At 67.4% G+C, this 26,181-nt stretch carries 24 protein-coding genes; 4 read left to right on the top strand and 20 right to left on the bottom strand.

Features of this window, described 5'->3' with window-relative positions:
• Positions 1 to 5 precede the first annotated feature (5 nt).
• The 3 genes from Psi02_RS26935 to Psi02_RS26925 all read left to right on the top strand — a co-directional run bounded on the left by Psi02_RS26935 (position 6) and on the right by Psi02_RS26925 (position 4,283).
• Positions 6 to 1,733, top strand: coding sequence for an ABC transporter permease (locus tag Psi02_RS26935; RefSeq protein ID WP_203978458.1), 1,728 nt, complete (start codon positions 6 to 8; stop codon positions 1,731 to 1,733).
• 27 nt (positions 1,734 to 1,760) lie between these two features.
• On the top strand, positions 1,761 to 2,909 hold the full coding sequence (locus Psi02_RS26930; protein ID WP_239095183.1) for an ABC transporter ATP-binding protein: 1,149 nt from the start codon (positions 1,761 to 1,763) through the stop codon (positions 2,907 to 2,909).
• 90 nt (positions 2,910 to 2,999) lie between these two features.
• Positions 3,000 to 4,283, top strand: coding sequence for an MFS transporter (locus Psi02_RS26925; protein ID WP_203978457.1), 1,284 nt, complete (start codon positions 3,000 to 3,002; stop codon positions 4,281 to 4,283).
• 4 nt (positions 4,284 to 4,287) lie between these two features.
• On the opposite strand, the gene Psi02_RS26920 is transcribed toward Psi02_RS26925, so the two are convergent.
• Positions 4,288 to 4,743: an RpiB/LacA/LacB family sugar-phosphate isomerase gene (locus Psi02_RS26920; protein WP_203978456.1), complete on the bottom strand. Its 456-nt coding sequence runs from the start codon at positions 4,741 to 4,743 to the stop codon at positions 4,288 to 4,290.
• Between the two features lie 85 nt (positions 4,744 to 4,828).
• On the bottom strand, positions 4,829 to 5,641 hold the full coding sequence (locus tag Psi02_RS26915) for a substrate-binding domain-containing protein (protein WP_203978455.1): 813 nt from the start codon (positions 5,639 to 5,641) through the stop codon (positions 4,829 to 4,831).
• Between the two features lie 381 nt (positions 5,642 to 6,022).
• On the opposite strand from Psi02_RS26915, the gene Psi02_RS26910 reads away from it, so the two are divergent.
• Complete coding sequence (locus Psi02_RS26910) at positions 6,023 to 6,850, top strand: FadR/GntR family transcriptional regulator (RefSeq protein ID WP_308442274.1); 828 nt, start codon at positions 6,023 to 6,025, stop codon at positions 6,848 to 6,850.
• A 70-nt stretch (positions 6,851 to 6,920) separates the two neighbouring features.
• On the opposite strand, the gene Psi02_RS26905 is transcribed toward Psi02_RS26910, so the two are convergent.
• The 18 genes from Psi02_RS26905 to Psi02_RS26820 all read right to left on the bottom strand — a co-directional run bounded on the left by Psi02_RS26905 (position 6,921) and on the right by Psi02_RS26820 (position 25,765).
• On the bottom strand, positions 6,921 to 8,558 hold the full coding sequence (locus Psi02_RS26905) for an ethanolamine ammonia-lyase reactivating factor EutA (protein ID WP_203978453.1): 1,638 nt from the start codon (positions 8,556 to 8,558) through the stop codon (positions 6,921 to 6,923).
• 45 nt (positions 8,559 to 8,603) lie between these two features.
• Positions 8,604 to 9,719, bottom strand: coding sequence for a cupin domain-containing protein (locus Psi02_RS26900; RefSeq protein WP_203978452.1), 1,116 nt, complete (start codon positions 9,717 to 9,719; stop codon positions 8,604 to 8,606).
• A gap of 75 nt (positions 9,720 to 9,794) precedes the next feature.
• A complete protein-coding gene (locus Psi02_RS26895; RefSeq protein ID WP_203978451.1) occupies positions 9,795 to 10,592 on the bottom strand; it encodes a phosphoglyceromutase in 798 nt (265 codons plus the stop codon).
• 31 nt (positions 10,593 to 10,623) lie between these two features.
• Entirely contained in the window at positions 10,624 to 11,616 is a 993-nt protein-coding gene (locus Psi02_RS26890) for a substrate-binding domain-containing protein (protein ID WP_203978450.1), read from the bottom strand.
• 3 nt (positions 11,617 to 11,619) lie between these two features.
• Positions 11,620 to 12,642, bottom strand: coding sequence for an amidohydrolase family protein (locus Psi02_RS26885; protein WP_203978449.1), 1,023 nt, complete (start codon positions 12,640 to 12,642; stop codon positions 11,620 to 11,622).
• Between the two features lie 37 nt (positions 12,643 to 12,679).
• Complete coding sequence (locus tag Psi02_RS26880; RefSeq protein WP_239095182.1) at positions 12,680 to 13,369, bottom strand: 4-carboxy-4-hydroxy-2-oxoadipate aldolase/oxaloacetate decarboxylase; 690 nt, start codon at positions 13,367 to 13,369, stop codon at positions 12,680 to 12,682.
• Positions 13,366 to 14,484: a zinc-dependent alcohol dehydrogenase gene (locus Psi02_RS26875; protein ID WP_203978448.1), complete on the bottom strand. Its 1,119-nt coding sequence runs from the start codon at positions 14,482 to 14,484 to the stop codon at positions 13,366 to 13,368. The genes Psi02_RS26880 and Psi02_RS26875 overlap by 4 nt, the downstream gene beginning before the upstream one ends.
• A gap of 117 nt (positions 14,485 to 14,601) precedes the next feature.
• Positions 14,602 to 15,450, bottom strand: a complete 849-nt coding sequence (locus Psi02_RS26870) for an alpha/beta fold hydrolase (RefSeq protein WP_203978447.1) — start codon at positions 15,448 to 15,450, stop codon at positions 14,602 to 14,604.
• An 81-nt stretch (positions 15,451 to 15,531) separates the two neighbouring features.
• The gene (locus Psi02_RS26865; protein WP_203978446.1) at positions 15,532 to 16,389 is read right to left on the bottom strand and encodes a 3-methyl-2-oxobutanoate hydroxymethyltransferase; all 858 of its coding nucleotides are present in this window, start codon (positions 16,387 to 16,389) and stop codon (positions 15,532 to 15,534) included.
• Between the two features lie 52 nt (positions 16,390 to 16,441).
• Positions 16,442 to 16,930 carry a hypothetical protein gene (locus Psi02_RS26860; protein ID WP_203978445.1) on the bottom strand — a complete coding sequence of 163 codons (489 nt, stop codon included), beginning with the start codon at positions 16,928 to 16,930 and terminating at the stop codon, positions 16,442 to 16,444.
• Between the two features lie 16 nt (positions 16,931 to 16,946).
• Positions 16,947 to 18,233 carry an aromatic ring-hydroxylating dioxygenase subunit alpha gene (locus Psi02_RS26855; protein WP_203978444.1) on the bottom strand — a complete coding sequence of 429 codons (1,287 nt, stop codon included), beginning with the start codon at positions 18,231 to 18,233 and terminating at the stop codon, positions 16,947 to 16,949.
• 108 nt (positions 18,234 to 18,341) lie between these two features.
• The gene (locus tag Psi02_RS26850) at positions 18,342 to 18,656 is read right to left on the bottom strand and encodes a 2Fe-2S iron-sulfur cluster-binding protein (protein WP_239095196.1); all 315 of its coding nucleotides are present in this window, start codon (positions 18,654 to 18,656) and stop codon (positions 18,342 to 18,344) included.
• A 120-nt stretch (positions 18,657 to 18,776) separates the two neighbouring features.
• Positions 18,777 to 20,060: an NAD(P)/FAD-dependent oxidoreductase gene (locus tag Psi02_RS26845; protein WP_203978442.1), complete on the bottom strand. Its 1,284-nt coding sequence runs from the start codon at positions 20,058 to 20,060 to the stop codon at positions 18,777 to 18,779.
• 379 nt (positions 20,061 to 20,439) lie between these two features.
• Complete coding sequence (locus tag Psi02_RS26840) at positions 20,440 to 20,649, bottom strand: hypothetical protein (RefSeq protein ID WP_203978441.1); 210 nt, start codon at positions 20,647 to 20,649, stop codon at positions 20,440 to 20,442.
• A gap of 662 nt (positions 20,650 to 21,311) precedes the next feature.
• Positions 21,312 to 22,310, bottom strand: coding sequence for a cupin domain-containing protein (locus tag Psi02_RS26835; protein WP_203978440.1), 999 nt, complete (start codon positions 22,308 to 22,310; stop codon positions 21,312 to 21,314).
• Positions 22,311 to 22,919: 609 nt separating this feature from the next.
• Positions 22,920 to 23,810: a MurR/RpiR family transcriptional regulator gene (locus Psi02_RS26830; RefSeq protein WP_203978439.1), complete on the bottom strand. Its 891-nt coding sequence runs from the start codon at positions 23,808 to 23,810 to the stop codon at positions 22,920 to 22,922.
• Positions 23,811 to 23,982: 172 nt separating this feature from the next.
• Complete coding sequence (locus tag Psi02_RS26825) at positions 23,983 to 25,443, bottom strand: M14 family zinc carboxypeptidase (protein ID WP_203978438.1); 1,461 nt, start codon at positions 25,441 to 25,443, stop codon at positions 23,983 to 23,985.
• A 115-nt stretch (positions 25,444 to 25,558) separates the two neighbouring features.
• Positions 25,559 to 25,765: a hypothetical protein gene (locus Psi02_RS26820; protein WP_203978437.1), complete on the bottom strand. Its 207-nt coding sequence runs from the start codon at positions 25,763 to 25,765 to the stop codon at positions 25,559 to 25,561.
• Between the last annotated feature and the right edge of the window lie 416 nt (positions 25,766 to 26,181).

Here is a 26,181-nt window from a genome sequence, read left to right as displayed (position 1 = left end):
AGGGCATGATCACGGCATCTCCCACCGCACCTGCCCGCGAGAGAGCCATGCCCGGATGGCTGCGCCGGGTGGCGACCCCCAAGACGTTGATCATCGTCGTGGTCGCCGGATTGATCGGCTATCTCGCACTCGTGCCCCTGTACTACCTGATATGGGGCACCTTCTTCGACGCCAACGGCTTCACCATGGGCGGGTTCGCCCGTGCCTACGGCGATCCGCGCGTCGGTGGCATGATCGGGAACTCGTTGTGGTTCGCGATCGGAGCGGCCGTGCTCTCGTTGGCCGTCGGCACCGCGCTGGCCTATCTCAACGTCCGGACGGACGTCCCGTTCAAGGGGCTGTTCTTCGCTGCCTCGATCATTCCATTGATCATCCCGGGGATTCTGTACACCATCGCGTGGATCTTCCTGGCGAGCCCGGACATCGGCCTGCTCAACAAGGTGATCGAACCGATCTTTGGCCCAGGGTTCTTCGACGTCTTCACCGTGTGGGGGATGGTCTGGGTCGAGGGCCTGCACCTTTCTCCCATCGTCTTCCTCCTCATGGTCGCCGCCTTCCGGTCGATGGACCCCTCGCTGGAGGAGTCCGCTCTGATGAGCGGTGCCAGCAGGTGGCAGGTCTTCCGCAGGGTCACCATGCCGCTGACGCGCCCGGCGATCGTCGCGGCGGTGCTCATCATGGTCGTGCGCAGTCTGGAGAGTTTCGAGGTTCCTGCCCTGCTCGGCCTGCAGAACGGGATCTACGTCTTCACCAGCCGCATCTACTTCGTCCTGCGCACCTACCCGCCGGACCTCGCCGCCGCGGGAGCGCTGGCGGTGGGTCTTCTGGTGCTCGCGGTGATCGGGGTCGCGATCTCCAACCTCGTCGGCAGGTCGAGCAAGAACTACCAGACCGTGACCGGCAAGGGATTTCGGCCCCGCCCGATGGAACTGGGCAAGTGGCGGCCGGTCATGGGCGGCGCCATCGTGGTGTACTTCTTCCTCACCGTTGTCGGGCCGCTACTCGTGCTCCTCTACACGTCATTGCTGAAGTTCTACCAGGCGCCCTCGACCGAGGCCTTCGCCTCGATGTCGCTGGACAACTACAGTGAGCTGTTCCACATATCGGCTGCGACGACGGCGCTGAAGAACTCACTCTTGCTGGGGGTCGGTTCGGCCACGCTCGTCATGGCCCTGATGGCGGTGGGCGCCTGGATGGTCGTGCGCTCGCGGATTCCCGGGCGGCAGCTCGTGGACTACTTCTCGTTCACCCCGCTCGTGGTCCCCGGCCTGGTGCTCGGGCTCGCGCTGTCCTTCGTGTACCTGCGCAGCCCCGTCCCCATCTACGGCACGATCTTCATCCTGCTGATCGCCTACTGCACGAGGTACATGCCGTACGGCATGCGCTATGCGGTCACGTCGATGCACCAGATCTCCTCGGAACTCGAGGAGTCCGCCCAGGTCAGCGGGGCCAGCTGGTGGCAGACGTTCCGCAGGGTGCTCCTGCCGCTGCTGTCCCCCGGCCTCCTGGCCGGCTGGATCTACATCCTCGTGGTCTCGTTCCGTGAGTTGTCGAGCTCGATCCTGCTCTACAGCCCCGGCAACGAAGTACTTTCCATTCTCATCTTCGAGCAGTACGAGAACGGCCAGTTCACCGTCCTTGCGGCACTCGGTGTCGTCATGGTGCTGACTCTCGCCGTACTCGTCGTCATCGCGTACAAGCTCGGGGCCAAGGTCGGCCTCCGCCAGGACTGAACAACGGGCCCTTATCAGGAGGACCAGGTGCTCCGCATCAACAACCTCGTCAAGACCTTCGACGGAGAGCGCCGACGGCGTCACTCGCATGCGGCGACGCCCGAGGAGGCCCGGGTGTTCGCGGTCAACGACGTCAGCTTCAACGTCGAGAACGGTCAGCTGTTCACCCTGCTCGGCCCCTCGGGCTGCGGCAAGACGACGACGCTCCGCTCGATCGCCGGGCTGGAACGCCCTGACTCGGGGACCATCGAAGTCGGCGGTCGCGTCCTTTTCTCCACCAACGAGGGGAAGAAGCCGGTGAACGTCCCCGCGAACGAGCGGGGGCTGGGCATGGTTTTCCAGTCCTATGCCATCTGGCCGCACATGTCGGTTTTCGACAACGTGGCCTTCCCCTTACAGGTGAAAAGACGCGGCGACCGGGTGAGCCGTAAGGAGATCTCCGAGCGGGTGATGCGCGTGCTCGAGACGATGGAGCTCGCCAACTTCGCCGACCGCCAGGCGACCAAACTGTCCGGCGGCCAGCAGCAGCGGCTCGCCCTCGCCCGGGCACTCGTCATCGAACCCCCGCTCCTGCTGCTCGACGAGCCGCTGTCCAACCTCGACGCGAAACTGCGGGAATCACTGCGCTACGAGCTCAAGAGGGTGCAGCGTGAGCTCGGCATCACCTCGGTGTACGTCACGCATGACCAGGTCGAGGCCCTGGCCCTCAGCAACTCGATCGCGGTGATGCGGAACGGAAACATCGTGCAGCTCGGCCGCCCCCGCGAGATATACGAGAACCCCAACTGCCGGTTCGTCGCCGAGTTCATCGGCACGTCCAACTTCCTGTCCGGCAACGTGGTGTCGAAGGACGATGATCGATACACCGTCAACACGGTCGACGGGCAGCTCGTACTGGACTCGGCCGCGACCCTTCCCATAGGCACCGACGTGATCGTGTCCGTGAGGCCGGAAGCCGTGGAGGTCAGCACCACATCCCGGGCGGGCGAGGTGCCCAACGAGTGGAAGGGTACGGTCCTGACCCGCGCCTACCTCGGAGACAGCCTCGACCACGTGGTGGGACTGGGCAAGCACGAGCTCAGGACCCGCGGAAACCCCTCGACCTCGATCGAGCCCGGGACCACGGTCTATCTGCGGATGGATCCCGCCAAGCTCGTACTCGTGCCCGTCGACTGACCGCACATCCGGCCATGAATCGTCGGGCTCGGCAGTGTCCTGGGCCTTCGGCGTAAGCAGGAGTGCGCAACCAGGAAGGTAAGACACCGCGTGACACCCGCGATCCTGCGCAACCGCGACTTCACGCTCTATTGGGCAGGGGTCGTTCTGTCACAGATCGGCACCCGCGGCACTGTGGCGGCGAATTTCTACCAGGTTTACGAGCTCACCGACTCGGTCGCCTACACCGGGCTGGTCGGCGCCGCGCAGGCGGTCGCGCTGCTTCTCCTCAGCCCGCTGGGCGGAGCGCTCGCTGACCGCCTGGACCGGCGTCGTCTGCTCCAGGCCGCGCAGGGCGTCGCGTTGGTCGTCGCCGCGGCGCTCTCCTGGCTGACGCTGGCCGGTCAGGCCCAAGCATGGCATGTGGTGCTCTCCGTGGTGCTCACCACCGCTGCGGCGACCTTCGACCAGCCGGCCCGGCAGGCGCTGATCCCCGCTCTGGTGCCCAGGAGCCAGATCGGGCAGGCGGTCGCGCTGCTCAACCCGTCGCGGGAGCTCGCCGTCCTGGTGGGTCCGCTTCTGTCCGGCGTGCTCATCAGCCTGGCCGGGCCCGGACTGATGTACGTCGTCGACGCGGTGTCCTACGCGGTGCTGGTCGGAGTGCTCGCCACGCTCCGGATCTCCAAGCTGGAGTCGTCCGGGGAACGCCGTTCGATACTCGGGTCGATCGCCGAGGGCGCCAAATACATCGCCCACCGGCCGCTCGTCTACAACCTCATGTTGCTCGACTTGTCGGCGACCGTGTTCAGCGCCTATCGCGTCCTGCTGCCGGCGCTCGCACTGGATGTACTCCACGTCGGTGCGACCGGATACGGAGTGCTGTCCGGCGCCCCGTCCGCCGGTGCGCTGATCGCGACGTACGCGGTCTTCCGTACCGTGCAGCGCAGCCAACGGCAAGGCCGGGTCCTGCTGGTCTCGACGGTCCTCTACGGCATTTCCGCCATCCTCCTGGCGCACTCGCCGGTCTTCGTCCTTGCCGTTCTCGCCGCCCTGCTCCTCGGCGCCTTCGACGCCATGTCGACCACGATCCGGCATGCCGCGGTCCAGATCGACACTCCCGACGAGATCCGCGGCCGAGTCACCGCCTTTTACCAGATGTCCTCGCGGGGAGGTCCCGCGATCGGGGACGTCGTCGTCGGGGCGGTGGCCGGCGCGATCGGACCCGTGGGAGCACTCACCATCGGGGGGCTGGGTCCGATGGTCGTCGCCGGGTGGTCATGGCTGCGGGGCGGCGTGGTGCGGTCCTACGCCGGAATCGTGGAGGCCGATGACGAGGGGGTCGCGGAGGCCCACGAAAATCCCGAAGAGGAGCGGCGTCCCCTGCCAGGGGCATGACCCGTCAGGTCAGCGGCTCGCCACGCTCGAGCAGGGCGATCTGGTCCAACCGCTGCTGGTGCGGGCCGCCCTTGAACCGAGTGTTGAACCACAGATCGACGATCTCCTCCGCCAGTTCCGGGCCGAGGACCTTGGCGCCGATGACGATCACATTTGCGTCGTTGTGGGCGCGGGAGATCTCTGTGGTGAACAGGTCGTGACACAGCCCGGCGCGGATGCCGCGGATCTTGTTGCAGGCGATCAGCTCGCCCATGCCGCTGCCACCCACCACGATCGCGCGGTCGGCGCGACCGTCGACGACCCGGCCGCAGACGTCCGCACAGAGCGGCGGATAGTCCACCGTCATCCCGTCGGCGTGCGCGCCGCGGTCGTCGACCTCGTGACCTTGGGCGGTGAGCCGGGTGATCAGTCGAGCCTTCAATGCCAGACCATGGTGATCCGCCACGATGGCTATCCGCATGCGCCCGCCTCGCTAACTGTTCCCTGGTCGGATTGCCTACATCGACTACAAGATTCGGAGTGCTCAGAAGGTCTGGCCGACATGCTCAACCGGTCAGATTCACGGTGCTGTCCGCGAACAGCGACTCCACGTCGGGCCGCGCATCGAGGATGCGTTGGCTTGTCGCATGCTTGATGAGCTCGTCGATGGCGGCACGATTCGGCGCTATGCCATAGGGCAGCGGGTCCGCGCCGGTGATCTCCATCACGCGCCGGTGCATGAGATCCGTCGGTGTCGGTTCCTCGATCGTGTTGCGACGTAGCCGGTCGAGGTACAGGTTCTTGGCCTCGACGAAGGCTTCGAACACGTCCGTGGCCAATCCGGGGTGCGCCGCGAGCAGGTCGTCCCGCACGACCACCAAGTGGTTGATGGGGTAATGACCGCGGCGGCGGAGCGCAGCGAAGCCGGCCTCCGTTGCGTCGGGTATCAGCGGCAGGAGGTCAGGAGGGCTGGAATCGACGCCGACCGCGGCAGCGAGTTCGCCGGTGGCCACCAGGTCGGCGAGGCTCCCTCCCGGCTGCAGCGGCTTGACGTTGCCGGGGGGGCGGTACTCGGCGACGTGTTCGTCTCCGGAGGGCACCCAGGTCACCTTGCTGAGGTCGACACCGTACTCGTCCTGCAAGATGCCGCGCGCCCACACGCCGGTCGTCACGGTGTATCCGCGATTGACGCCGACCTTTCGGCCTTCGAGATCCTTCGGATCTCGAAGGCCGACCTTCGGGGCGCGCACCATGGCTCCGTGATGGAACCCTCGCACCAGGAAGATCGGCAGTGCCGTGAACGGCTTGCCGTGCGCTTTGGCGCAGAGGTAGGTCGTCATCGCCATCTCGCAGACGTCGAATTCGAGCTCCCGGACCATCCGGCGGAAGGCGTCAACGAGAACCGGGACCTCCTCGAAGGCGAGGTCGAATCGCTTGGGCGTGACCATGCCGTTCTTGAGAGCACGGTTGTTCCCCTGGGTGCGGGCCACCGTCCGTAGCCGCATGCTCGGCATGGTTCTCTCCCGTTCACTGACATCCGCGACACGGCTGCATCCGGAGCTTGCGCGCCGATTGCTGCCCGGTGACTCCGACCAGCGCCAGGTGAGATATTAGCAAATAAACAGACCATTTGACCAATGGCAGTGCGCCACTAGTGGTGTACAGGGCCCGGTCCGGCGCCGCATCAGGGTGACCAGGCGTTTGCATCTTGGTAGGCGGCCATAGTTGCTGAGCGTATTGGTCAGACCATTCCTGGTAACATGCAGAGTGCGGGGAAACGGCCAAGATCGTGGAGGGACGCCGGTATGGCAATGGGCCCATCGGATGGGACGCCGGGCCTCGGAGGGACGAAGGGCCTGTTCAGCCCGGTGAGTGTCGATCGCATCTCCGAGGTCATCGTAGAGCAGGTGCGGCTCCTGATAAGAGAAGGCAAGCTCGTCCCCGGCGACCGGCTGCCCAGCGAGCGCAGTCTGTGTGAGCAGTTCGGCGTCAGCAGAGTGACGGTCCGCGAGGCTCTCCGGGTGCTCGAGGCCAGTGGGCTGGTGGAGATCCGCGTCGGGGCTCGAGGCGGCGCCTTCGTCATCCAGCCGTCCAGCGAACGCGTCGGGAAGGGGTTGGCTGAACTCATGACCTTGGCTTCGATGACGGCCGGCGACGTCACCGAGGCCCGTATGGTCTTCGAGCTCGGCATCCTGCCGCTAGTGGTGGAGCGCGCCACCGAAGAGGACATCGCGGACCTGCGGGCCCTCGTCGAACAGGGCCTGAGCGCGCTGGAGAGCGGCTCTTACACCATGGCGATGTCGGCGGCGTTCCACGTGCGGGTCGCGTCCGCAGCGCACAATCCGGCAATCGAGATGCTGGTGCAGACCTTCCACGGCCCCATGCTCATGTCGCTGCAACAGGCACATGTCGCCGCCCCGTTGATGGGTCCCCGGGGAGCGCACGAACACTTCGAGCTGGTCGAGGCGATCGAGCAGCGGGATCTCGAGCGAGCACGCGGCATCATGACCCGCCACCTGCAGCGTACCGCCGACCGCCTGGCGAACTACTCGGATCCGCGTCTGGAGAATCCGGGCGGTGAGGAGTAGCGATCGAGGTCGCGCGGGCCACGTCGGCGCACTTTGCCAAGCCGTCGCCCGAATGTCGATCCGCGAGCGTTCAGAGTGGGTCGCCGTCACACGTCGGTCGGTCGTACCGGGGATCCTGGTGGAAAAGAAGCGACTTGATCGTGACCGGCACGGTGTTCGACGGGAACCGTATCCGGCCGATGTCGATGTAGTCGAAATCGCGTAGGTTGAGACCGTCGATGACCAGGAGCTCGCCGGTGACCGCAAGCTCCTCCTGCAACAATCTGCCGAGCGTCATGGCCACGTCGCCGTCGAGAATGAGATACACCGGCCGGCCCTGCGTGATCCGGTCCGCGAGGCCGTCGCGTAGGCCGCGTGCGAAGGATATGAGCCGCTCGTAGCTCGGCAGGCCGTTCCAGGACATGGCGAGGGCGACGTCGGCTCCGGTCTGGCCGACGTTGAGGGCGACGAGGTGTCGCCGCACCGCCGCTGCGATCACCGCCGCGTCGACCGTCTCCCCGAGCTCGTAGTGCGGCCGTATCACCTGCAGGTTGCGGCGCGGGAGCAGCGCGTCGGGGTCAGTGATGTAGCCGGTGTTCCCGCTGAGCTGCACGCTGTACTCCGACGCACCCAGGGCTGTGGCGCGAATGCATTCGCCCGGTGGCAGGAGCGGGAACGGCAGCGCCCCGGAGTCGGCCCGCCGGCGCAACGCCCGGCCGAGCGGCCGGCCGAGGTCGCCGAAGGTGCCGCTCTCCCGGTCGTAGACGTACTCCGCTACCCCGCCCGAGAACATCACCCCCTCGATCGGCCCGGCCTCCGCCAGCCGCTCGGTGAGGTACAGCCCCGCGACGTCGTCGGGGAGCGGATCAGTGGTGAGGGCCGCGACGATCGCGTCCGCCATCATCTCCGCCACCTTCTGCAGCTGCTCCGGCCGGGCGACGTCGCCGACCTCCCAGGCGTAGCCGGCGCGGGCGGCGTGACGACGCCCGGCCGGATCGAGGCGGACGATGCGGTCCTGATCATCGACGACCAGGAGCCGGCCGCCGATTTGGATCGCGGCCGTAGTCACGACCCGCCCGCGGTCCAGCACCGCGAGCTTCGTCGTCCCGCCGCCGATGTCGATGTTCAGGATGCGCAGCCCGGTATCGTGCGACGCCTTCGCCGCACCCGAGCCGTAGGCGGCGAGCATCGCCTCCATGTTGTGGCCCGCGGTCGCGTTGACCAACTCGCCCCCGCGCTCGGCCAGGACGCTCGCGATGGTCGCGGCGTTGCGACGGCGCAGCGCCTCGCCGGTCAGGATCACGACGCCGGTGTCGACGTGGGACGGGCGGACGTCGGCCGCGTCGTAGGCCTGGTCGATGATCGACCCCAGAGCCTCGGCGTCGATGTGCTCGGCGCTCGCGTACGGGGTGAGCGAGACCGGGGAACGGTACAGTGTCTGCCTGCGGACCACGACGTAACGGGTCGTCAGGTCCTCGCCGATCCGCCGCAGGTGCAGCCGGGAGAACAGGACCTGCGTGCCGGACGATCCGATGTCGATGCCCACACTGTGCAGCGTGACGTTGTCCTGCTGCCAGATGGGGTTGTCCTCGATCGGGCTCAGCGCCTCGTCGTCATGCGCGTGGTCGTGGTCCGGGACGTACGCCGAGTAGACCGCGGGCACGTCGCCGTGGTGGTGGCCGCGACGGCCGTCACCACGGATGTGGTCGTGCGCACCGGTGCGCCTCACGGTCGTACTCCTCACGTGCGTCGGGACCAGGCCTCGCGGTCCGGGCTACGGCTTCGGCGGCAGTGTCTCGAGCTCGGCCGTGTACACCTGGTCCATCTGCGGCTCGATGCCGTACTTGGCGAGGGCTTCGCGAAAGGTCTCGCGGACGTACGGCGACTCGTCGGCGTAGTCGATCTGGTCGCCGCCGATGCGCTGACTGATCCACGCCTTCGGCACGCCCTGCGCGTTGCGGACCGACACCACCTCGTGCTTGAAGGCGAGGTAGCGGGCGGGCTCCGAACCGACGTTGAAGTGCTGGTGGAACCACATGTTCGGCGGGACGATCAGTGCGCCTGGGCCCCACTCGTAGCGCCGCGGCTCCTCTCCTTCGGGCCACATCAGGCTGTATCCCGTGCCCGACAGGATGATGACGTGAGCGCCCGGACCGTGGCGGTGTCCCTTCTTGTACGTCCCGACGGGGAACTGCGAGATGTGGCTGTTCATCGAGCCCTTGGCCATCGCGAAGCGGATGTGCCCGCCGCCCGCGCCGCGTTCCTTCGCCTCGACCAGCGGCAGGTTGACCGCGTCGGCGACGAAGTTCGTGTCCAGGAGCAGTCCCTTCTGCTCACTCTTGGGGGAGAAGTAGTCGGGCTCGCCGGCGAAGCGGTTCGGGAAGTCCTTTGGGGTGTTGAAGACGAAATCGACATCGTCGTAGAGGTTGAGGACCGGAGGCAGGTTGGTCGAGGAGACGAAACGCGCTGCCTTCTGCCCGGACCCGTTGAAGTGCTGGTGATGGGCGTTGAGCGGGATGGCGAACAGCGAGCCGGCCTGCCACTCGAAGGTGACCTCGGCGCCGGCGTCGTTCCAGACCTTCGTCGACCCCTGCCCATCGAGGACGAGGATCATCTCCTCGAACAGCTGCCGCCGCGGCGCCAGCTTGCCGCCCGCCGGGATCTCGCAGACATAGCAGTCGTTCGACGTGCGGGTGGCCTCATGGTTGATGAACACGCCGCGCCCGCCTCGCCGTACCCAGGGCTTGAGCTCCACCGTGCGCAGATCCGGGACGTAGTGGGCGGCGATGATGTCCAGCCCTTCGGCGGCGACCCAACGGGTGTAGGGCGAGTCCTTCTCGGTGACGAACTTCGCCGCCAATTCGTCTTTGACGAGCGCGTCCCTGGCCATTCAGCAGCCCTTCCTCACGGCCGGACGTGGGTTCCCCGTGCCGAGTCTCGGCAACGGCGTCACGGTCCGGATAGGTTATTTGGTATGACCATAAGTCCAAAACCTGGCAGGTGTCAACGGCCCCGCCGACCCCTGACGCCCCTGGTCCGCCACCGCTTGGGCGCCCACGGCGGCCGCTTCCGGATCGAGGTAGCGGCCACCGCGCTGGACCGGCTTCAGATCCTCGTCGAGGTCATAGCGCAGGGGAATGCCGGTCGGGATGTTCAGCGCCATGACCTCCTCGCGGTCCAGGCGGTCGAGGTGCGCGACGAGCGCCCGCAGCGAGTTGCTGTGCGCCACGACCAGCACCGTATGCCCGGCACGCAGGTCGGGTGCGATGGCGTCGTGCCAGTAGGGCAGCAGACGGGCGATGACGTCGGCGAGCGACTCGGCCTGCGGCATGAGGTCGCGGGGCAGCGCGACGTAGCGCGGGTCGCTCGCCACCTGCCATTCGTCGTCGGGGTCGGCCGGTGGCGGTGGCACGTCGTACGACCGGCGCCACAGCCGGAACCGCTCCTCGCCATACTTCTGGAGGATCTCCCTTTTCTCCTTGCCCTGCAGGGCGCCGTAGTGCCGCTCGTTGAGCCGCCAGTGCCGGCCGGCCGGGATCCAGACCCGGCCGACGGCCTCCAGCGCGAGGTTCCCGGTGCGCACCGCGCGCGTGAGCAGGGAGGTGTGCACCACGGTCGGCAGCAGCCCGGCCTCGCGCAGCAGGAGACCGCCCTGCCGTGCCTGCTCCTCACCGAACGGCGTCAGGTCGACATCGACCCACCCGGTGAACAGGTTCTTGGAGTTCCACTCGCTCTCGCCGTGGCGAAGCAGGACCAGTCTCATCGTGTCTTACGCATCCTGAGCCGGCGCGTCATCAGATGACCGCCGACTCCGTCGACTCTGGAGCGAACAGCTCCTCGGGCCTCCACAGCCGCCTCGACAGCCCCTGCTCGTGGTGGTAACGAAGGAAGGTCGCCAGTGTCTCGTGGTTGCCTTCCAGCCCGTACGACCAGTAGTCCCTGCCGAGGAAGGCGCGTGCCTCCTCCAGTTGCGGGGTCAGCCAGGGAAGCATGAACCGCAGCGCCGAGGTGTCGTAGAGGTTGGCGTACGCCTCCTCCTTGGCCGCCAGCAGGGCCTTGTAGAGCGACTGGGCGACCCAGGGATGGCGGTCGTACACATCGCGCCGGATCACCACCACGTGCATGATCGGAAAGATGCCCGTCGCCGCGTAGTACTCCTTCTCGCTGGCGACGACGTCGGTGAACACCCGCCGCACCCGGGGGTCACCGGCGACGAACGGGCTCGGCACACGCGGGGTGCACAGGGCGTCGATCTCGCCCTCGGCCAGCATCGCGGAGAGCGTCTTGTCGTCGGGGATGCGGCTGATCCGCACCGACTCCGGAAGGTCGAGGCCCGCCTTCTCGATGCGGCCGGCCGTCTCCTGCCCGCCCGTGAGGTAGGTGACCGAGTCGAAGGGGACGTCGTGCCGGTCGCCGAGGATGCCGCGCATCCACACGCAGGCGGTGAGCTGGTACTCCGGCGTGCCGACCACCTTGCCCCGCAGATCCTCCGGCGAGGAGATGCCGGCGTCGGCGTGGCAGTACAGCGACCCGTGCCGGAACATCCGGGAGGTGAAGACCGGCAGGGCCACGAACGGCGGGTTCTCGGCACGCAGCGAGACGACGTAGGAGGACAGCGACAGCTCCGCGACCTCGAACTCCTGGTGCCGCATCATGCGGAAGAACGTCTCCTCGACGGGCAGCCGCAGATAGGTGAGGTCGATCCCGTCGGGTCGGATCGTCTCCTCGGCGAGGGCCCGCGTGCGGTCGTAGTCGCCGCAGGCGAAGGTGAGATGCAGTCGGGACATGGTCTACCTGCCCTCCGCGGTCAGTCGCGCGTGCAGACGGGGATAGACGCGCCGGGTGTTCGCCTCGAAGACCTGGTGCCGTTGCTCGTCGGTGAGGTCGGCCCGGTCGACGTAACGCTTGGTGTCGTCCCAGGCGATCCCGGTCTCGGGGTCGACGCCGCGGACGGCGCCCAGCATCTCAGACGCGAACAGGACGTTGTCCGCGGGGACGACCCGGTGTAGAAGGTCGATGCCGGCCTGGTGGTATACGCACGTGTCGAAGAAGACGTTCTTCATGACGTGCTCCGACGGGTCCGGACGATCTATCCGTACGGCCAGGCCCCGGTAGCGGCCCCAGTGGTAAGGCACAGCTCCGCCGCCGTGCGGGATGACGAACCGCAGGGTGGGGAAGCGGTCGAACAGGTCTGCCTGGACGAGTTGCATGAACACCGAGGTGTCGGCGTTGAGGTAGTGCGCGCCGAGGGTGTGGAAGCTCGGGTTGCAGGACGTCGAGACGTGGATCATCGCTGGGACGTCGAGCTCCACCATCGCCTCGTACAGGGGGAACCAGTATTCGTCGGTCAGCGGCGGCGAGGTCCAGTACCCGCCGGACGGGTCCGGGTTGAGGTTGCACCCGACGAAGCCGAGGCTCTCCACGCACCTGCGGAGTTCGGCCGTCGCGTCGTCGAGCGTGCCGCCGGGTGTCTGGGGCAGCTGGCACACGCCGGCGAAGTATTGCGGGAACAGGCCGACCACCCGGTAGACGAGGTCGTTGCTCACCCGCGCCCATACGCGTGCGGTCTCCGGGTCCGGTACGTGGTGCTCCATCCCTGAGGCCTTCGGCGAGAAGAGCATCAGGTCGGCGCCGCGCTCGCGCATCAGCTTCAGCTGGTTGTTCTCGACGCTCTCGCGGATCTCGTCGTCGCTGATCGCGGCCGGGGCCGGCGCGGCCAGGGAGGCGTCGGCGAGCCGGGCGAGCTGCGCGTCGCGGAACGCCTGATGTTGCTGCGGCGCCGTGGTGTAGTGCCCGTGGCAATCGATGATCATCGGTGCGTGTGCTTTCTGTGAGAGCGCGACGGCCGGTTCACTCGTCCGGCGCCTGGTCGACGTAGGTCAGCCCCTTGCGCGCGAGCCGTTCGCGCATGGAATTGACGTCGAGGCCGAGTTCACCGCGGGCGTAGCGTTCGCGGAGCACCGCCTCCCGCTCTTCCCGCGCCCGTGACGCCTCCAGCACCTGTGCTGCCCGGCGACGCTCGACGACCACGACCCCGTCGTCGTCTGCGACGACCACGTCTCCCGGCTCGATCCACTGGCCGGCGCAGACCACGCCGACGTTGACGTCGCCCAGGGTCTCCTTCACCGTGCCGAACGCGCAGATGTGCCGCGCCCACACGGGGAACCCCATCCGCTGCAGTTCGGCGACGTCGCGGCAGCCGGCGTCGATGACCAGCCCCCGTACGCCGCGTGCGGCGAGTGACGTGGCGAGCAGTTCGCCGAAGTAGCCGGCCGTTGAGGGAGAGGTGGGCGCGACGACGAGGACGTCACCGTCCTGGCACTGCTCCACCGCCACGTGGATCATCCAGTTGTCCGCCGGCGGAACGCTCACCGTCACCGCGGTGCCCGCGATGTGCGCACCGGAGTAGATGGGACGAAGGGCGGGCGCGAGCAGGCCGGTGCGTCCCTGCGCCTCGTGGATGGTGGACACGCCGAACCTGCCGAGGACGTCGACCGTCGAGGAGTCCGTACGGCGCGGGTTGCGGACGACGATGCTCACGCTTCCTCCGCCCAGGGCAGCAGGGAGACATGGACGACGTCCGTGGCGCCTTCGCCGCCGACGGTCCGGATGGCGCGGTCGACGTCCTTCAGGCCGAAGCTGTGGGTGCTGAGTTTTTCCAGCGGGAAGCGTCCGGAGGCGAGCTGTTCGAGGGCGAGCTCGCAGGAACGGTAGCTGTGGCCGCGGGCGCTCTTGATGCTGATGGACTTCTCTGTGACCTTCTTGAGTGGGAAGTCGGGGAAGGCGGCGAGCTCGCCCTGGACCACCATCGTGCCCTCGCGGCGTTTGAGCGCGTCGATGCCGAGCAGGATGGGTGCGGTGCCGGCGCCGGCCGTGCAGTCCAGCACGACGTCGACCCCCTTGCCGCCGGTGATCTCCAGTACGCGCTGGAGGGCGTCCTCCCGCGTGACGTCGATGACGTCGTCTGCTCCCAGTTCCTTCGCCAGAGCGAGCCGCGCGGAGTCCCGCGTCGTTCCGGTGACGATGATGCGGGAGGCGCCGGCCTGCTTGCACGCGACGACCTGGGAGAGCCCCTGCTGCCCGGGGCCCTGGATGAGGACCGTCGAGGCGTAGCCGACGCCTGCGGTGACCAGCGCCCACTCGATGCCGTTGGAAAGCGGCGTCACCAGACCCGCGAGCTCGAAGGAGACACCGTCGGGAACGCGGTGCGTCACCGAGTTCCAGGGCAGGTAGAGGTACTGCGAGAAGCCACCCCACAGGTGGTAGGGGTTGCTCGCGGAGGTGTAGCCGTAGCGGCGGGCGTCGGGGTTGGTACGCCAGTCGGTCGCCTCGCAGTGCCGGTACTCGCCCTGGTGGCACCACTCGCACCGGAAGCAGCCGACGTAGTGCTCGACGAAGACGCGATCGCCTTCCACCAGGCCCTTGCGCTCGGAGAACGTACGCCCCGCCCTCGCGATGACGCCGACGTTCTCGTGGCCCATGATCACCGGATCGGCGAACGGCGGCTTGGCGTACATCTTCACGTCAGTGCCGCAGATCCCGGCGACCTCGACCTTGAGCAGGGCGCCGTCGTCGGGGATGTCCGGCATCGCGAACTCGCGCAATTCGGTTGTGCCAGGCCCGGTCCTGACCGCTGCCAGCACCTGCTCAGCCATGCCATCTCCTCATCCTCGGGCCTGTCCGACGCACCCAGCTCGGTGATCTCACGGACTGACCTATGACTTTTTCTCTGGCTCCGGAGCCTCTCGCCGGTGCCGCCTCGCGCCGGCGACCTACTCTCCGTCCAGGAACCGCAGTATCCGGGCGGGAGCCGTCTCCTCCGTCTGCTCGGCCACCGGGACGTCCCAGTACTCCGCGCGTGGGAGGCACTCCTGGAGGTAACGGGCTGCCGACGTCGCGTGCGAGTCGTCCTGTCCGGGGATCACGAGCGCGGGGACGTCGAGCCGCAGGAGGTCCTCCGGTTCCGGTCCGGGAACCGTGTCGCGGTCGAACAGCAGCCGGGCCATGCCGCTGACCAGCACCTGGTAGCGGTCCGGGTCCGTACGCGCGTACATCTCGGCGAACTCCGGATCGCCGCGGAGCACGCTCGCCCAGGGGCCGAGCCGGGGCTCCGCGGAGAAACCCATGTCCGAGATCTTCGCGAGCCCCGCCACCTGTTCCAGGCCGTGTGCGCCCGCATAGGCCAGGTGCCGGCCGAACCGGGCGTGCTGCTTCATGCGGTATTTCACCCCACCCGCCGGCGAGTACAGCACCATGCTCAGGACGCGCTCGCGATGGGCCACCCCGACGGCCGCGACGCTGGAACAGCCGACGCAGCCGCCGATCAGATGCGCCTGCGCGATGCCCAGATGATCGAGCAGTCCCACACCCTGAGCCACGTAGTCGGCCCATGAGATCCGTTGCAGCCGGCCGCCGGACCGGCCCGACTCCCGCCGGTCGAAGGCGATGCAGGTGTACTTCTCGCTGAGGTGATCGAGCAGCCGCAGGCGCCGGTAGATCCCCACCGTCCGCCAGCTCTCCAGGCTGGAGTCGAAACCGCCGGGAGAGAACATCAGCAGCGGTGGGCCGGAGCCGGCCACCTCGTAGCGGGTGGTGATCCCGTCGACAACGGCGGTGGGCATGAACGGTGCTCCTCTTGGTCGCCTGCCGGGCGCATCGGTTTGTGACGCGGGCGATGCCGGGGGTGGGATGGATGGACGAGGTCAGGGGGCGGGTAGGACGGGGATGCCTCCGGCGACCTGACGTGCGGCGCGCACGTCCTCGGCATAGGCCGTGATCGCGTCGAGGGTCGTCCGTGCGACGTTCGCGTAGGTGTCCGGAGGATTGTCGATGGCCGACGCGGCATAGCCGATGGCGGCGTGCGCCATGCGCATCCGGCCGTCGAGCCACGGGCCGCCGCCGAACCCTCCGACGACAGGAATGGAGACGGCCTCGGCGACGGCGGCTCCGACGATCGGCCCGGAGTTGGTGAAGTTGAGCAGTACGGCGCCTGCCTCCTCCAGTCGCCTGGCCTCGGCGACCAGAGCGTCCTTCATCGCCACCGGCACCTGGTCGTCGCTCGACGGGATCGCGTTGTATTCGACCCCGTAGCGCAGCGCGGTCTGCGGAGTGATCCCGAACTGCGCGAACACCGGAACGCCCGCACGAGTGATCGCCGTGACGGAGTCGAGGAAGTCCGAGGCCCCGTCCAGTTTGACCATGTCGACGCCGGCCTCCTTGACGAACCGGATCGCCGCCCGCACGGCGCTGTCCGTGCCCTCCTGCAGGGGGCCGAACGGGAAGTCGGCACTGAGCAGGGCCCTGCTCACCCCCCGGCGGACCGCCTGCGTCACCAGGATCATCTGGTCCATCGTGACCTCGAAGGGGTTGGAGTGCCCCCACAGGTTCACGCCGACCGTGTCGCCCACCGAGACGATGTCCACGCCGGCCCGGTCGACGATGCGGGCGATCTGGTAGTCCCAGGCCACGACACCGACGATCTTGCGGCCGTCGTCCTTCATCCGCTGCAGGGTACGCAGGGTGATCTTCTCCGGCATCTCGCCGTCGCCTTCCTCCGTCATGATCGTGTGGCCTGGTCCGGCTGCCGGCCCGCTAGGGAGTGTCGGACACGAGCTAGACCCTCAGGGCCCTGAGCAGCTCGAAGGCATCGCTCTCGTCCGCCGACAGCAGCAGCACCCGGGCGTGCGGCCGCAGCGCGGCGACGGCGTCGTCGGCTTCGAAACCGTCGCCGAGCACCACCCCCGCCGTGGTGATGGCGCGCGCGGTGCAGGCGCTGCCGATGGCGGCCGCCCGAGTCGCTCCCGAGTCATCGGTCGCCATGATCACCACCACGTCGGTGTCCCTCAGCATGTCGTCCAGCGCGGCCGGCACACCGTCGAGTCTGTACAGCAGGAACTCGTCCGCCGGCCCGCGGTCGGGTGTGGTCTCGCAGGTGTAGAACCGGGCGTTGGCCCAGGGGCCGTCGGAGATGCGCCGGGCGACCGACGCGGCTCTCGTGTCCAGTGCGATGACGCGCGCGTTCCTCGCGGGTGCGATCGGCACGGTGATTCGGTAGCGCGACTCGCTCGCGGAGGCCGCCTTGGCGCTTTCGCTCGCATACATCGGCAGCGACGACATCTCAGACCGACGAGTGCGGGACGCCGGGAGTGGCCTTGATCGCGTCGCCGCAGGAGTCCAGGAACGACTCGGCCTGCGGCAGCACAACCGCCGCCGAGCGCACCCGGTGGTGCGCCGTGTCCACCCCGGGAGGCGTCACGCCTTCGTCCCGCAGCGCGATCGCGGCCTTGCGCAGCTTCTGACGGGCCTTGATGATCCCGCTGTCGGCCGGGACCAGCCGCTCCTTCGTACGGTCCACGATCGGCCCCATGCTTTCCTGCAGGGAGGCGTCCTGCATGGCGATGCCCGCCACGCCGGAGTAGGTCTCCCCACGCTTCTGCGCCTCGCGGTCGATCAGGTAGTCGTTGTCCATGTTGGCCATGGGCCGGTAGGTCCCCGGGATGTTCTTGCTGTGCACTCCGTGGCCGTCGATCATGGCCTGGCGTTCCGCGGCCGTCAGCGGACGGGCCGGGTGGTAGTCGAAGGAGTACGTCCAGCAGTTCTCATCGTCGATCGGCACCCAGAAATGGCCGTGCACCGGGTGGTCACCGCGCGGCGGCACCATCGTGAAGGCCGGCATCACCCACGGCGTGATCCGCCAGTAGTAGCTGCCCTCCTCGGCGTTGCGGCGGGCGCCGACGAAGAGTCCGCCCTCGCTGTCGGCGACCTCGAAGAACGGCTTGGTGTCCTTCATGTTGTACTCGTTGCCCTTGGCGCCCTTGAACAACGGGTCGGACTGCAGGCCGCCGGAGTGCAGGAACGTCACGTGGCTGGAGTCGATGCCTCCCTCGAACGCCTGCAGCCAGTTGCACTGCTGCCACCGCTTGGAGGTGTAGGTCTGCTCCGGCGGGACGTGCGCGAACTCGAACTCCGGCAGGGCCGGCCGCTTGGCCGGGTCGCCCATGTGGGTCCACAGGACGTCGCCGACCTTGACCAGCGGGTACGCGCGCAGCTTCACGTTCTCACAGAAGCTGCTGTTGTCCGCTTCCGACGGCACCTCGATGCACTGGCCGGTGACGTCGTATTTCCAGCCGTGGTACGGGCAGCGCAGGCCGGACCCCTCATTGCGACCGAACCACAGCGAAGCGCCGCGATGTGCGCAGAATTCGTCGATGAGGCCATATCGCCCCTCGCTGTCGCGGAAGGCGATCAAGCGTTCGGACAGGAGCTTCACGCGCACCGGCGGTGAGTCGTTTTCCGGGAGTTCCTCGGCGAGCAGCGCGGGAATCCAGTACTGCCGGAACAAGTCGCCCATCGGCGTCCCGGGACCGGTCTGCGTCAAAAGCTCGTTGATGTCCTGCCTTAGCACGGCCGTTTCCCTTTCATGTGATGGACCGACGCCGGACTGGCGGTATCAGGTCCGCGATGCTGGTCCGCGCTCCCACCGGGCGACCGACGGTGTGTCCGTGTCCGGGCGTCATGGCTGCTCCGGAGGGATCTCCACCCTCAGGCCGTCGAGGGCCGCTGTGATGCGTATCTGGCACGAGAGACGACTGGTGCCGCGCCGCTCCGAGACCCCCATGTCGAGCAGGTCCTCCTCCATGTCATTGGGAGGCCCGACGACAGGTGCGAACTCGTCGCTCACCCACACGTGGCAGGTGGCGCACGAACAGTTCCCGCCGCACTCCGCGACGATCCCGGGGACGCCGTTCTTGACCGCGGTCGCCATGACCGTGTCACCGACCGTCGCATCCACGGCGTACTCGCGACCGGCGCTGTCGATGTAGATCACTTTGGCCAAGGTGCCCATGTTCCTCTCACGGTCGTTCCGCCGGGCGCGCCGATGAAGTTGCTATGGTATGTCCATTAGACCAGAGTCGGTCATCTGTCACAAGCGGCTTGTCCCGCACGCTCACGCCTTCGCTCGCTGAACAGCCGGCGCCGTCGGGGCCGGACCATCGACAAGGGACCTCAGGGAAATATCGGGATCGGCGGCGCGGTCCGGAGCGATGCTCGCTCCCTGGCCGAGGGTCTTGCGTACGGCCATGTAGTCGCCCGGGCGGTTGACGGCGTCAATGGCCAGCAGCCGGTCATGCCGGTAGTACAGGACGGAGAAATGCTCGTCAGCCGGGTCGCCGCGCACGACCTGGGTGTCGTACCCGGCGGCGAGGCCGGCGATCTGCAACCTGAGGTCGCCCTGGTAGGACCAGAACCACGGCACCGACATCACGTTGTCAAGCCGGCCGAGCAGCGTCGCAGCCGCCACTTGGGCCTGAGCCACGGCGTTCTGAACCGACTCGAGTCGTACCCGTCCCTGGCCGGTGATCGGGTGCGGCTGCACGGTGCAGTCGCCGGCGGCGACGACGGAGGGGTCGCTGGTACGGGCGTGGGCATCGACGACGATGCCCTGGTCGCACACGAGTCCCAGTTGTTCGGCGAGCTCGGTGCGGGGGAGAACGCCGACTCCGACCAGGACCAGATCGGCTGGCAGACGCGCACCGTCGGACAACGTGACGCCGGTGACCCTGCCACGTTCCCCCTGGAAGCCGGACACTGCGGACGAGAGCCGGACGTCGATGCCGCGGCGAACGTGCGCCTGACGATAGAACTCGGAGACCACGGTTCCCACGGACCTGGCCATCAGCCGTTCCGCGGCCTCGACCACCGTGACGGATCGGCCAAGGGTGCGGGCCGCCGAAGCCACCTCCAGGCCGATGAATCCGCCGCCGACGACGACGACGTTCGTGGCGGTCGAGAGCCGCGTCCGCAGGTTGGCGGCGTCGTTGTACTCGCGCAAGTAGCAGATCCCGCCGAGGTCGGCACCGGGCAGGGGGAGCCGCCTGGCGCCCGCTCCCACGGTCAACGCCAGCCGGTTGAAGGGCAGTTCGCGCCCGCTCGCGGTCATCGCGACTCCTGAGCCCGGCGGGCCCGACATGGACAGGCTCACCTCGCTCACCCGTTCACCGCATACCAGGCCGATTCCGGAATCGGCGTAGAAGCCGGGCGTGCGGAAGGCCAGCGAGTCGAGCGCCGCCGTGCCGGCGAGGAACTCCTTGGAAAGGGGCGGCCGCTGGTACGGCGGATGATCCTCCTCGCCGACCAAGATGATCGGTGAGGTGTCGCCGAGTTGCCGGAGGGACACGGCCACCTGCAGGCCGGCCTGGCTGCCGCCGACGATCAGTGTCCCGTTGCTCATCGGGCCCCCCGAAAGTGGGGTTGGAACGGCCGCCTCCGTAGAGATGGCCCGGCATTCTGAGCCCGCCATGGGCGACACCGCTGGTCCATACGTGACATGGAATCCTCTCCCGCGGTTAGGTAATACCATTAAACCACTGAAGGCGACGGACGTCCCCGTCGACTTCGTGCTGGGCGCGGATCATCGGATCGTGGAGCTCTGTCACTGATGCGATGCGATGCGATCGCCATGGATCCAAGCAGCAAGGCATGCTTACGAGTGATCAGGCCGAGCGGGGGTTCCGGGGACAGGATGTCGGCAGGGCCGCAGGTGAGGCACGTGAGCGGCAGTCCCCGGCGAACGACCTGGTGGGGGACGCCTGGCAGCGGCGCGACGCGGATCAGAACACGTATCCAGCGCGGCCGATGTGAGGATCACCGGCGGACGAAAGCGCGTTGACCGTACGCGGGGCGGCGCCGAGCCACGCGACGACGAGCTCGGCGAGGGCCGAAACCACCAGAAGCACGGCGTTCGCCGGCTTGTGTGCGAACTTTGCCGCTTTTCCGGGCCGGTCGGCGTAGGTGATCTGAAGCGCGCCTCCGCCTCTCATCGGCCACCGCGGCTCCGGGACCCGCCTCGACGAGGTCTTAGTCCTTCGTGACCATTCGACTCGGCGTAGCAGCTGGGGACTCGTACGGTGCGGGCGACCTCGCCCCCGGGTCGTGCCATCACCGCGCAGCACGGGGTACTTGCCTTCGTATGCGAGATGAGCCGTCCGTCGTGCCACATCGTCGCGTTGGGTGGAAGACGAAGGACTCCTCAGCGTCCGGGAACTGTCCGCCGCCTTGGGCAACCCTGTCTATGGCGGCCTGCACGCTCTTCGTGAGCCGCCGCATGCGCTCGGCCTGGGCTAGCAGGTAGTCGCGCCGGAACGAACGTGGGGGAGTATTCGGAGCCGTCTGGGTCGTAACCGCCGCTCGGGGAGTACATGTCGAGATGCTTGTCGACCTTGTTCGGCTGACGCTCGTTCTTCAGCGCGCCGTCCAGCGAGGTGAGTGTGTTGGCGCCGTAGCGGTGATGCGCGTAACGCAGGACCATTTCATCTGCCGGTGGCAGTCCGTTCAGCCCGACGTGACCGCCTCGCTCCGAGTGCCGGAGCGAGGCGCTCTTCATATGGACGACGTCACGGTGGTTCTGCCGCCGTCCTCGATGAACCTGACGCGCCGACTCTTCCGGCATCGCAGCGGGTGACTCCGGTCGTCGTCCGCGTGGTCACGACGTCGTGTTCGAGGCGGGTTCGAAGTAGTGGACGGTGTCGTAGCCGAGGTGCTTGAAGACGCGGTTCTGCGCGTTGAACAGCCGCAACGGGGTCCCGTCCGCCGCGAAGATCTGGCAGACGTGGTTCTGCGGGACATAGAGGGTGTCGCCCTGCCTGATCTCGTAGCGCTTCGGCTCCAGGGCGATTCTCGCGTAGTACTTCTCCGCGATCTCCGCCTCGACCTCCCACTGGAGCGCGTACCCGCCACCGTCGAGGACGTAGTAGACCTCGTCAGCCATCTTCCAGTACTTGCCGCTGCGACCACCCGCGGGGATGTCGAGTTCGAAGGCGTCCACACTGAAGATGCGGGCGTCCGTGCGCTCGGGTGAGGACATGACGCGGACCCGTCCGAGCGGGGTGTCCTGCCAGGTCGTGTCCGAGGGGGAGATCACCTTCTTGCGGTCGAGGACTCCGGGCGTCCAGATCCGGGACCAGTCCTCACGGGATCCGAATCGCTCCTCCTCTTCAACCGGTCCTGACCGGCCCTGCTGGATGAGCCCCATGAACATCCACGTGCACTTCGCCTTCACCACGAGGGCGACGGCCCGCTCCTGGTACGGGTTGAAATGCCGGTGCACCGAGTCGGTGTGCACGAAGACGAGGTCGTCCTTGTTCCAGTCGTAGCGTTGGTCGTCGTGGATCTCGTAGCCCCTGCCCTCCAAGATGTAGAAGGCGGCCTCGTTCTGGTGGCCGTGGCCGTGATTCGACGACTCGGGGGGCAACTCCACGAAGTGAACCTGGACGGTCTGTGTGAGGAAGTCCTCGTCGCCAGGACCGATCCGCCACCAGGTCCGGCTCTTCGCGCTGTCGCCCGAGTGTCCGACCTTCGCGTCGTCGACGACGACGCTGTCGTCACGCACCCGGTCCACCGCCAGTTGGCGGCGCCGGAACTCACCGAGGCCGTACGTCTGCGAGGTCAGTCCACGCACGAACACGCGTCCGCTCTTGCCCATTGGTCCTCCGATTCTCGGTCATCGTCCTGCTCGGGCGCCGGTGCGCCACCGGTACCCGGGGCACGTTGTCCTGTCGTGCTCCCGCGCCTTTTCGGGCAGCTCGCCGGTTTCTTGTCACCGACGATCGCGTGATCGGCCAGACCGGGTGGCATGCGCCGCGCTCGATGCACTCCTGCGGGTTGGGGTGGAGCTTCCTGTCACCTTCGTGTGTGCAGTCGACGGGGCACTTTCATGGGGCCGGCGCCGATGATCGGGCCGGCGACCTCCAACGCGTGCCGGGGCTGCGTGTTCATGTGCTCCCCTCAAAGGGCTCCGACCCTGGTAGGTCAATGGTATTACCTTCGTACCATCAGCCGCAACGGTGGGGGTCGCAGTTGTCCGCCGAGGGGATCCGGCTCACCCCGCCGCTTCGCTTGCTGCTGCCGGACGGCTACCGGGTGATGGCCGACCGTGGGGCCCCATCCGCCCGGAGCTCGCGGACGGCCGCATGCGGACGCACGTTGAAGTGGTGTCGCGGTGGACTTGAAGGCCTACAGAAGGTCGTTCCCGGCTGTTGGCGTCTTTGTGTCGCCCACCTGCCGGATGAGGACTGCTCGACGCTCTCACCGGTCAGTTGGAGAAGAAGACCTGACGTTCCCTCGCCCTGTCGTCGAAGGACTCCAGCTGAGCCTGACCGTCGGGGGAGAGGGTGTCCAGCATGGTGTGCAGCAGCGCGGTGCACAGGACTGTGGGGCCGGCGTGGGAGTCGAACGCGAAGTCTGAGCTGACCGGGGCGAGCATGACCTCGTCCGCGAGGTCGGTGAGCGGGCTCACCGGCTGGTCTGTGACGAGGGCGACCCTCAGTCCGGCGCGCCGCGCCCAGAGGAGCCCCTGCGCCAGCTCGCGCGGGTAGCGCGGCAGGCCGATGGCGAGCACCCACTCGGCTCCTGATTCGGCCGCCCTGCTCAGCCGGTCCTCCAGGATCGAGCCTGGGACGTCCAGTACGCGTACGTCCGGGAGGACCTTCTCGGCGAGGTAGCCGAACAGGTGCGCCAGCGGCGCGGAGATCCGCAGACCCACGACGACGAGCGGACGCGACGCGGCCAACCGGCCGGCCACGCGTCGAAGCTGGCTGGGGTCGCCCAAGCCGTCCCGCAGCCGCTCCAGGTCGCGGATCTCGGAGTTGACCAGGTCCTGGATCTCGTTGAAACGGTCGTCGCGCGCCACCGGCCGCGGATCGCCGAACACCGACGTACGCAGCGCGTCCCGGAACTCCGGGAACCCGCCGAACCCGAGCGCGGCGGCGAAACGGGTGACCGACGGCTGGCTGACGCCGACGCGCTCGGCGAGGTCCGCGCTGGTGAAGAAGACGGCCTCCTGCGCGTTCTCCAGCAGGTAGCGCGCGATCCGGCGTTGTGAAGGCGAAAGCCGATGGCCGTCGAAGAGCGCGCGCAGGTTTGCGACGATGCGGGACGCGTTCAGCACCGCGAGCGGCCGGCCGCTTTCTGGGACGTGCCTCATCCTGGAACACTTCCCTTCTCCGTGGAGTGACAGAGCCGGTGATGACTCACCACTCCGGCGCCGCCGGGTTCGGGCCGCCTTACTTCATGAATCGCGAAGCGCGTGACGGGTGTAACGCCGCCGGGCGGCCCCCGTGGGGACCGCCCGGCTCGCTACCTGTGGGATGAGGGGTTCAGTTCTTCGGGCCGTTGCCGTTGAACCGTTTCTTGCACTCCTGCAGTCTCACGTCGACCTGCTCGCCCCGGTCGACGGTGACGTGCACGGTCTCGAGGACCTCACCGGTCGGACGGGCGCAGGTGAGCGTCCAGCTCTCCTTGATGAAATTGCCCGGCCCCGTGGCGACGACGCCGGTCGCGGTGTACGCCGGGGTAGGCCGTACGGACGGGTTGACGTGCCAAGCGAACTTGCCGTTCGTCGGGGCGATCAGCGTCGACTCCAGGTGGGTGGGGACCTTCTGGGGCGGGTCCAGGACGTTGTTCGCCTGCTGGATCGGCGCGGTCCACAGGTCGAAGTCCTTGGTGATCTTCAGGACCGCGCCCTTCGGTGCCTTGCCTGTGATCACGGAGTGCCCGGCCGGGTCGGCCGCGTACTCCAGGGCCACCATGAACGCCTCGCGGTTCGACTTGCCCTCGTAGCGACCGGTGCCCGTATAGTCCTCGATCACCTCGGAGTAGGTGTTGTTGGTGGACTGGGTCTTCATGATTTCGTAGGTGAACCCGAGACCGCGGGTCGCGTAGTACGACCAGTCCGGGGTCTCACCGGTCGTCTCGTAGTCGAAGCCCGACTTCATGCCCGTGTAGCCGTTCTTGGCCGTGATCGCGTCGGTCAGGGCGGCGTACACGGCCTCGTCGGGGGTGTCGCCCGCGCGGATCTCCAGCGGCGGGCGAAGCACGGTGTGACCGGAGGTGTGGTTCGTGATCAAGACCGTGACCTGGTTGTTCTTGGTCAGGTCCATGATGTTCTGCACTTCGGGCTCGGAGCCGGGCCCCGGCCCGCGATTCGTCGCGTTGGAACCGGCGTTGCTGCCCCAGCCGAAGGGGTAGTTGCGGTTGATGTCCACACCGGCGTTGCCGGCGCACGTCGGGGACAGGCCGCAGCTCGTACGCCGGTTGATGACGAACCCGTCGACGTTGACGACCGGGACGAAGATGACCCGAGCCTGGTCGAGCAGGCGCGTGACCTGCCGGTCCTTGCCGTCGTTGTTGATCAGGTCGTAGGCGAACTCCAGCGTGTGCTCACCGGAGGGCCACTCGTTGCCGTGGTGGACACCCATCATGAACAGGACCGGCTTGCCGTCGGCGGCGTCGACGTCGTGGGTGACCTCGATGCCGTACACCTCCCGCCCCTGGCGGGTCTTGTGCGGCAGTGTGATGTGCTTGACGAGGCCGGGGTGCTGGGTGCTCAGCGCCAGCATCTCGTTGTTGTAGTCCGTGATCGTCCGGTAGGTGGTCCGCCCGCTGGGCAGGCTCACCACCTGCTGCTGGACGACCGCCTGGGTGTCCGCCGTACCGGAGACGCTGGCGCCGGCGGCCGGAATGCCGAGACCTCCCAGTAAAACGACGCTCAACGCCAGCGTGAGAGCGCGTTTCTTGGCGAGAGAGGCAAGGAGGGGGGACGTGCCTCTTGAGGGCATACTGAAACCTTTCTCAGCCACGGAAGAACAGGAAACAGAAACGCGTCCTTTTCTCCGGGCAGTTTTTCGGCAGTACGCGACACCCCCCGAACAGCCGCTGACTGCAAAGTTTCAGTTAGTCTGATTGGGTGAATGTGAACCTGTCAACCCCATCGCCGCCGGCCTCTCTCCGCACGTACGCGGAATGGGACAGGTGCTTTTCCGGAAACAACTCCGCCACGTAAACACGGTGGAACAGGCCGTCGGGCATCCAGCCGTCGAAGTAGCCGTGCTTCTCGCCGGCGATCGGGTCGGTGGAGACGAAGACATCCGGGGTTCGCATCGAAGGGATCAGGCTCGCGGTACCGGGATGTTTTGACTGCCGAGCCCCGCGTCGTATGCACGTCGCCGCGATGAACTTCGGTACCCGTCCCCATGGCGTTTTGGCACGTCAGTAGTGATGGGAGATCTAAGCAGACAGGGCTCTGTAAACCGTCGGCTCTCAGGAGCCTGCATCGGGGTGCAGACGGGTTGCCATTCATGCAGATTCCGGAGCCCACATGCTGCCGCCATGTTTCGGGGCTGGGATGTCCGAACCAGACTGGGCTCCAGCCGGTGGAACGAGAAAAGCGCCCGCCCTTTATGGGCGGGCGCTTTGTGGGTTACTCGTTCACTACGGGGCTGCCGGGGAGGCAGCGGGCGGGGAGTCGGTGGCCGTCGCAGCCGTCGAGGATGCGGACGATTTGGGGATCGTGGTCA

It is taken from the genome of Planotetraspora silvatica (assembly GCF_016863315.1).
Lineage (GTDB): Bacteria > Actinomycetota > Actinomycetes > Streptosporangiales > Streptosporangiaceae > Planotetraspora > Planotetraspora silvatica.
Note: the sequence above shows the minus strand (reverse complement) of the source record. Positions and strands in the feature narration are given on the sequence as shown.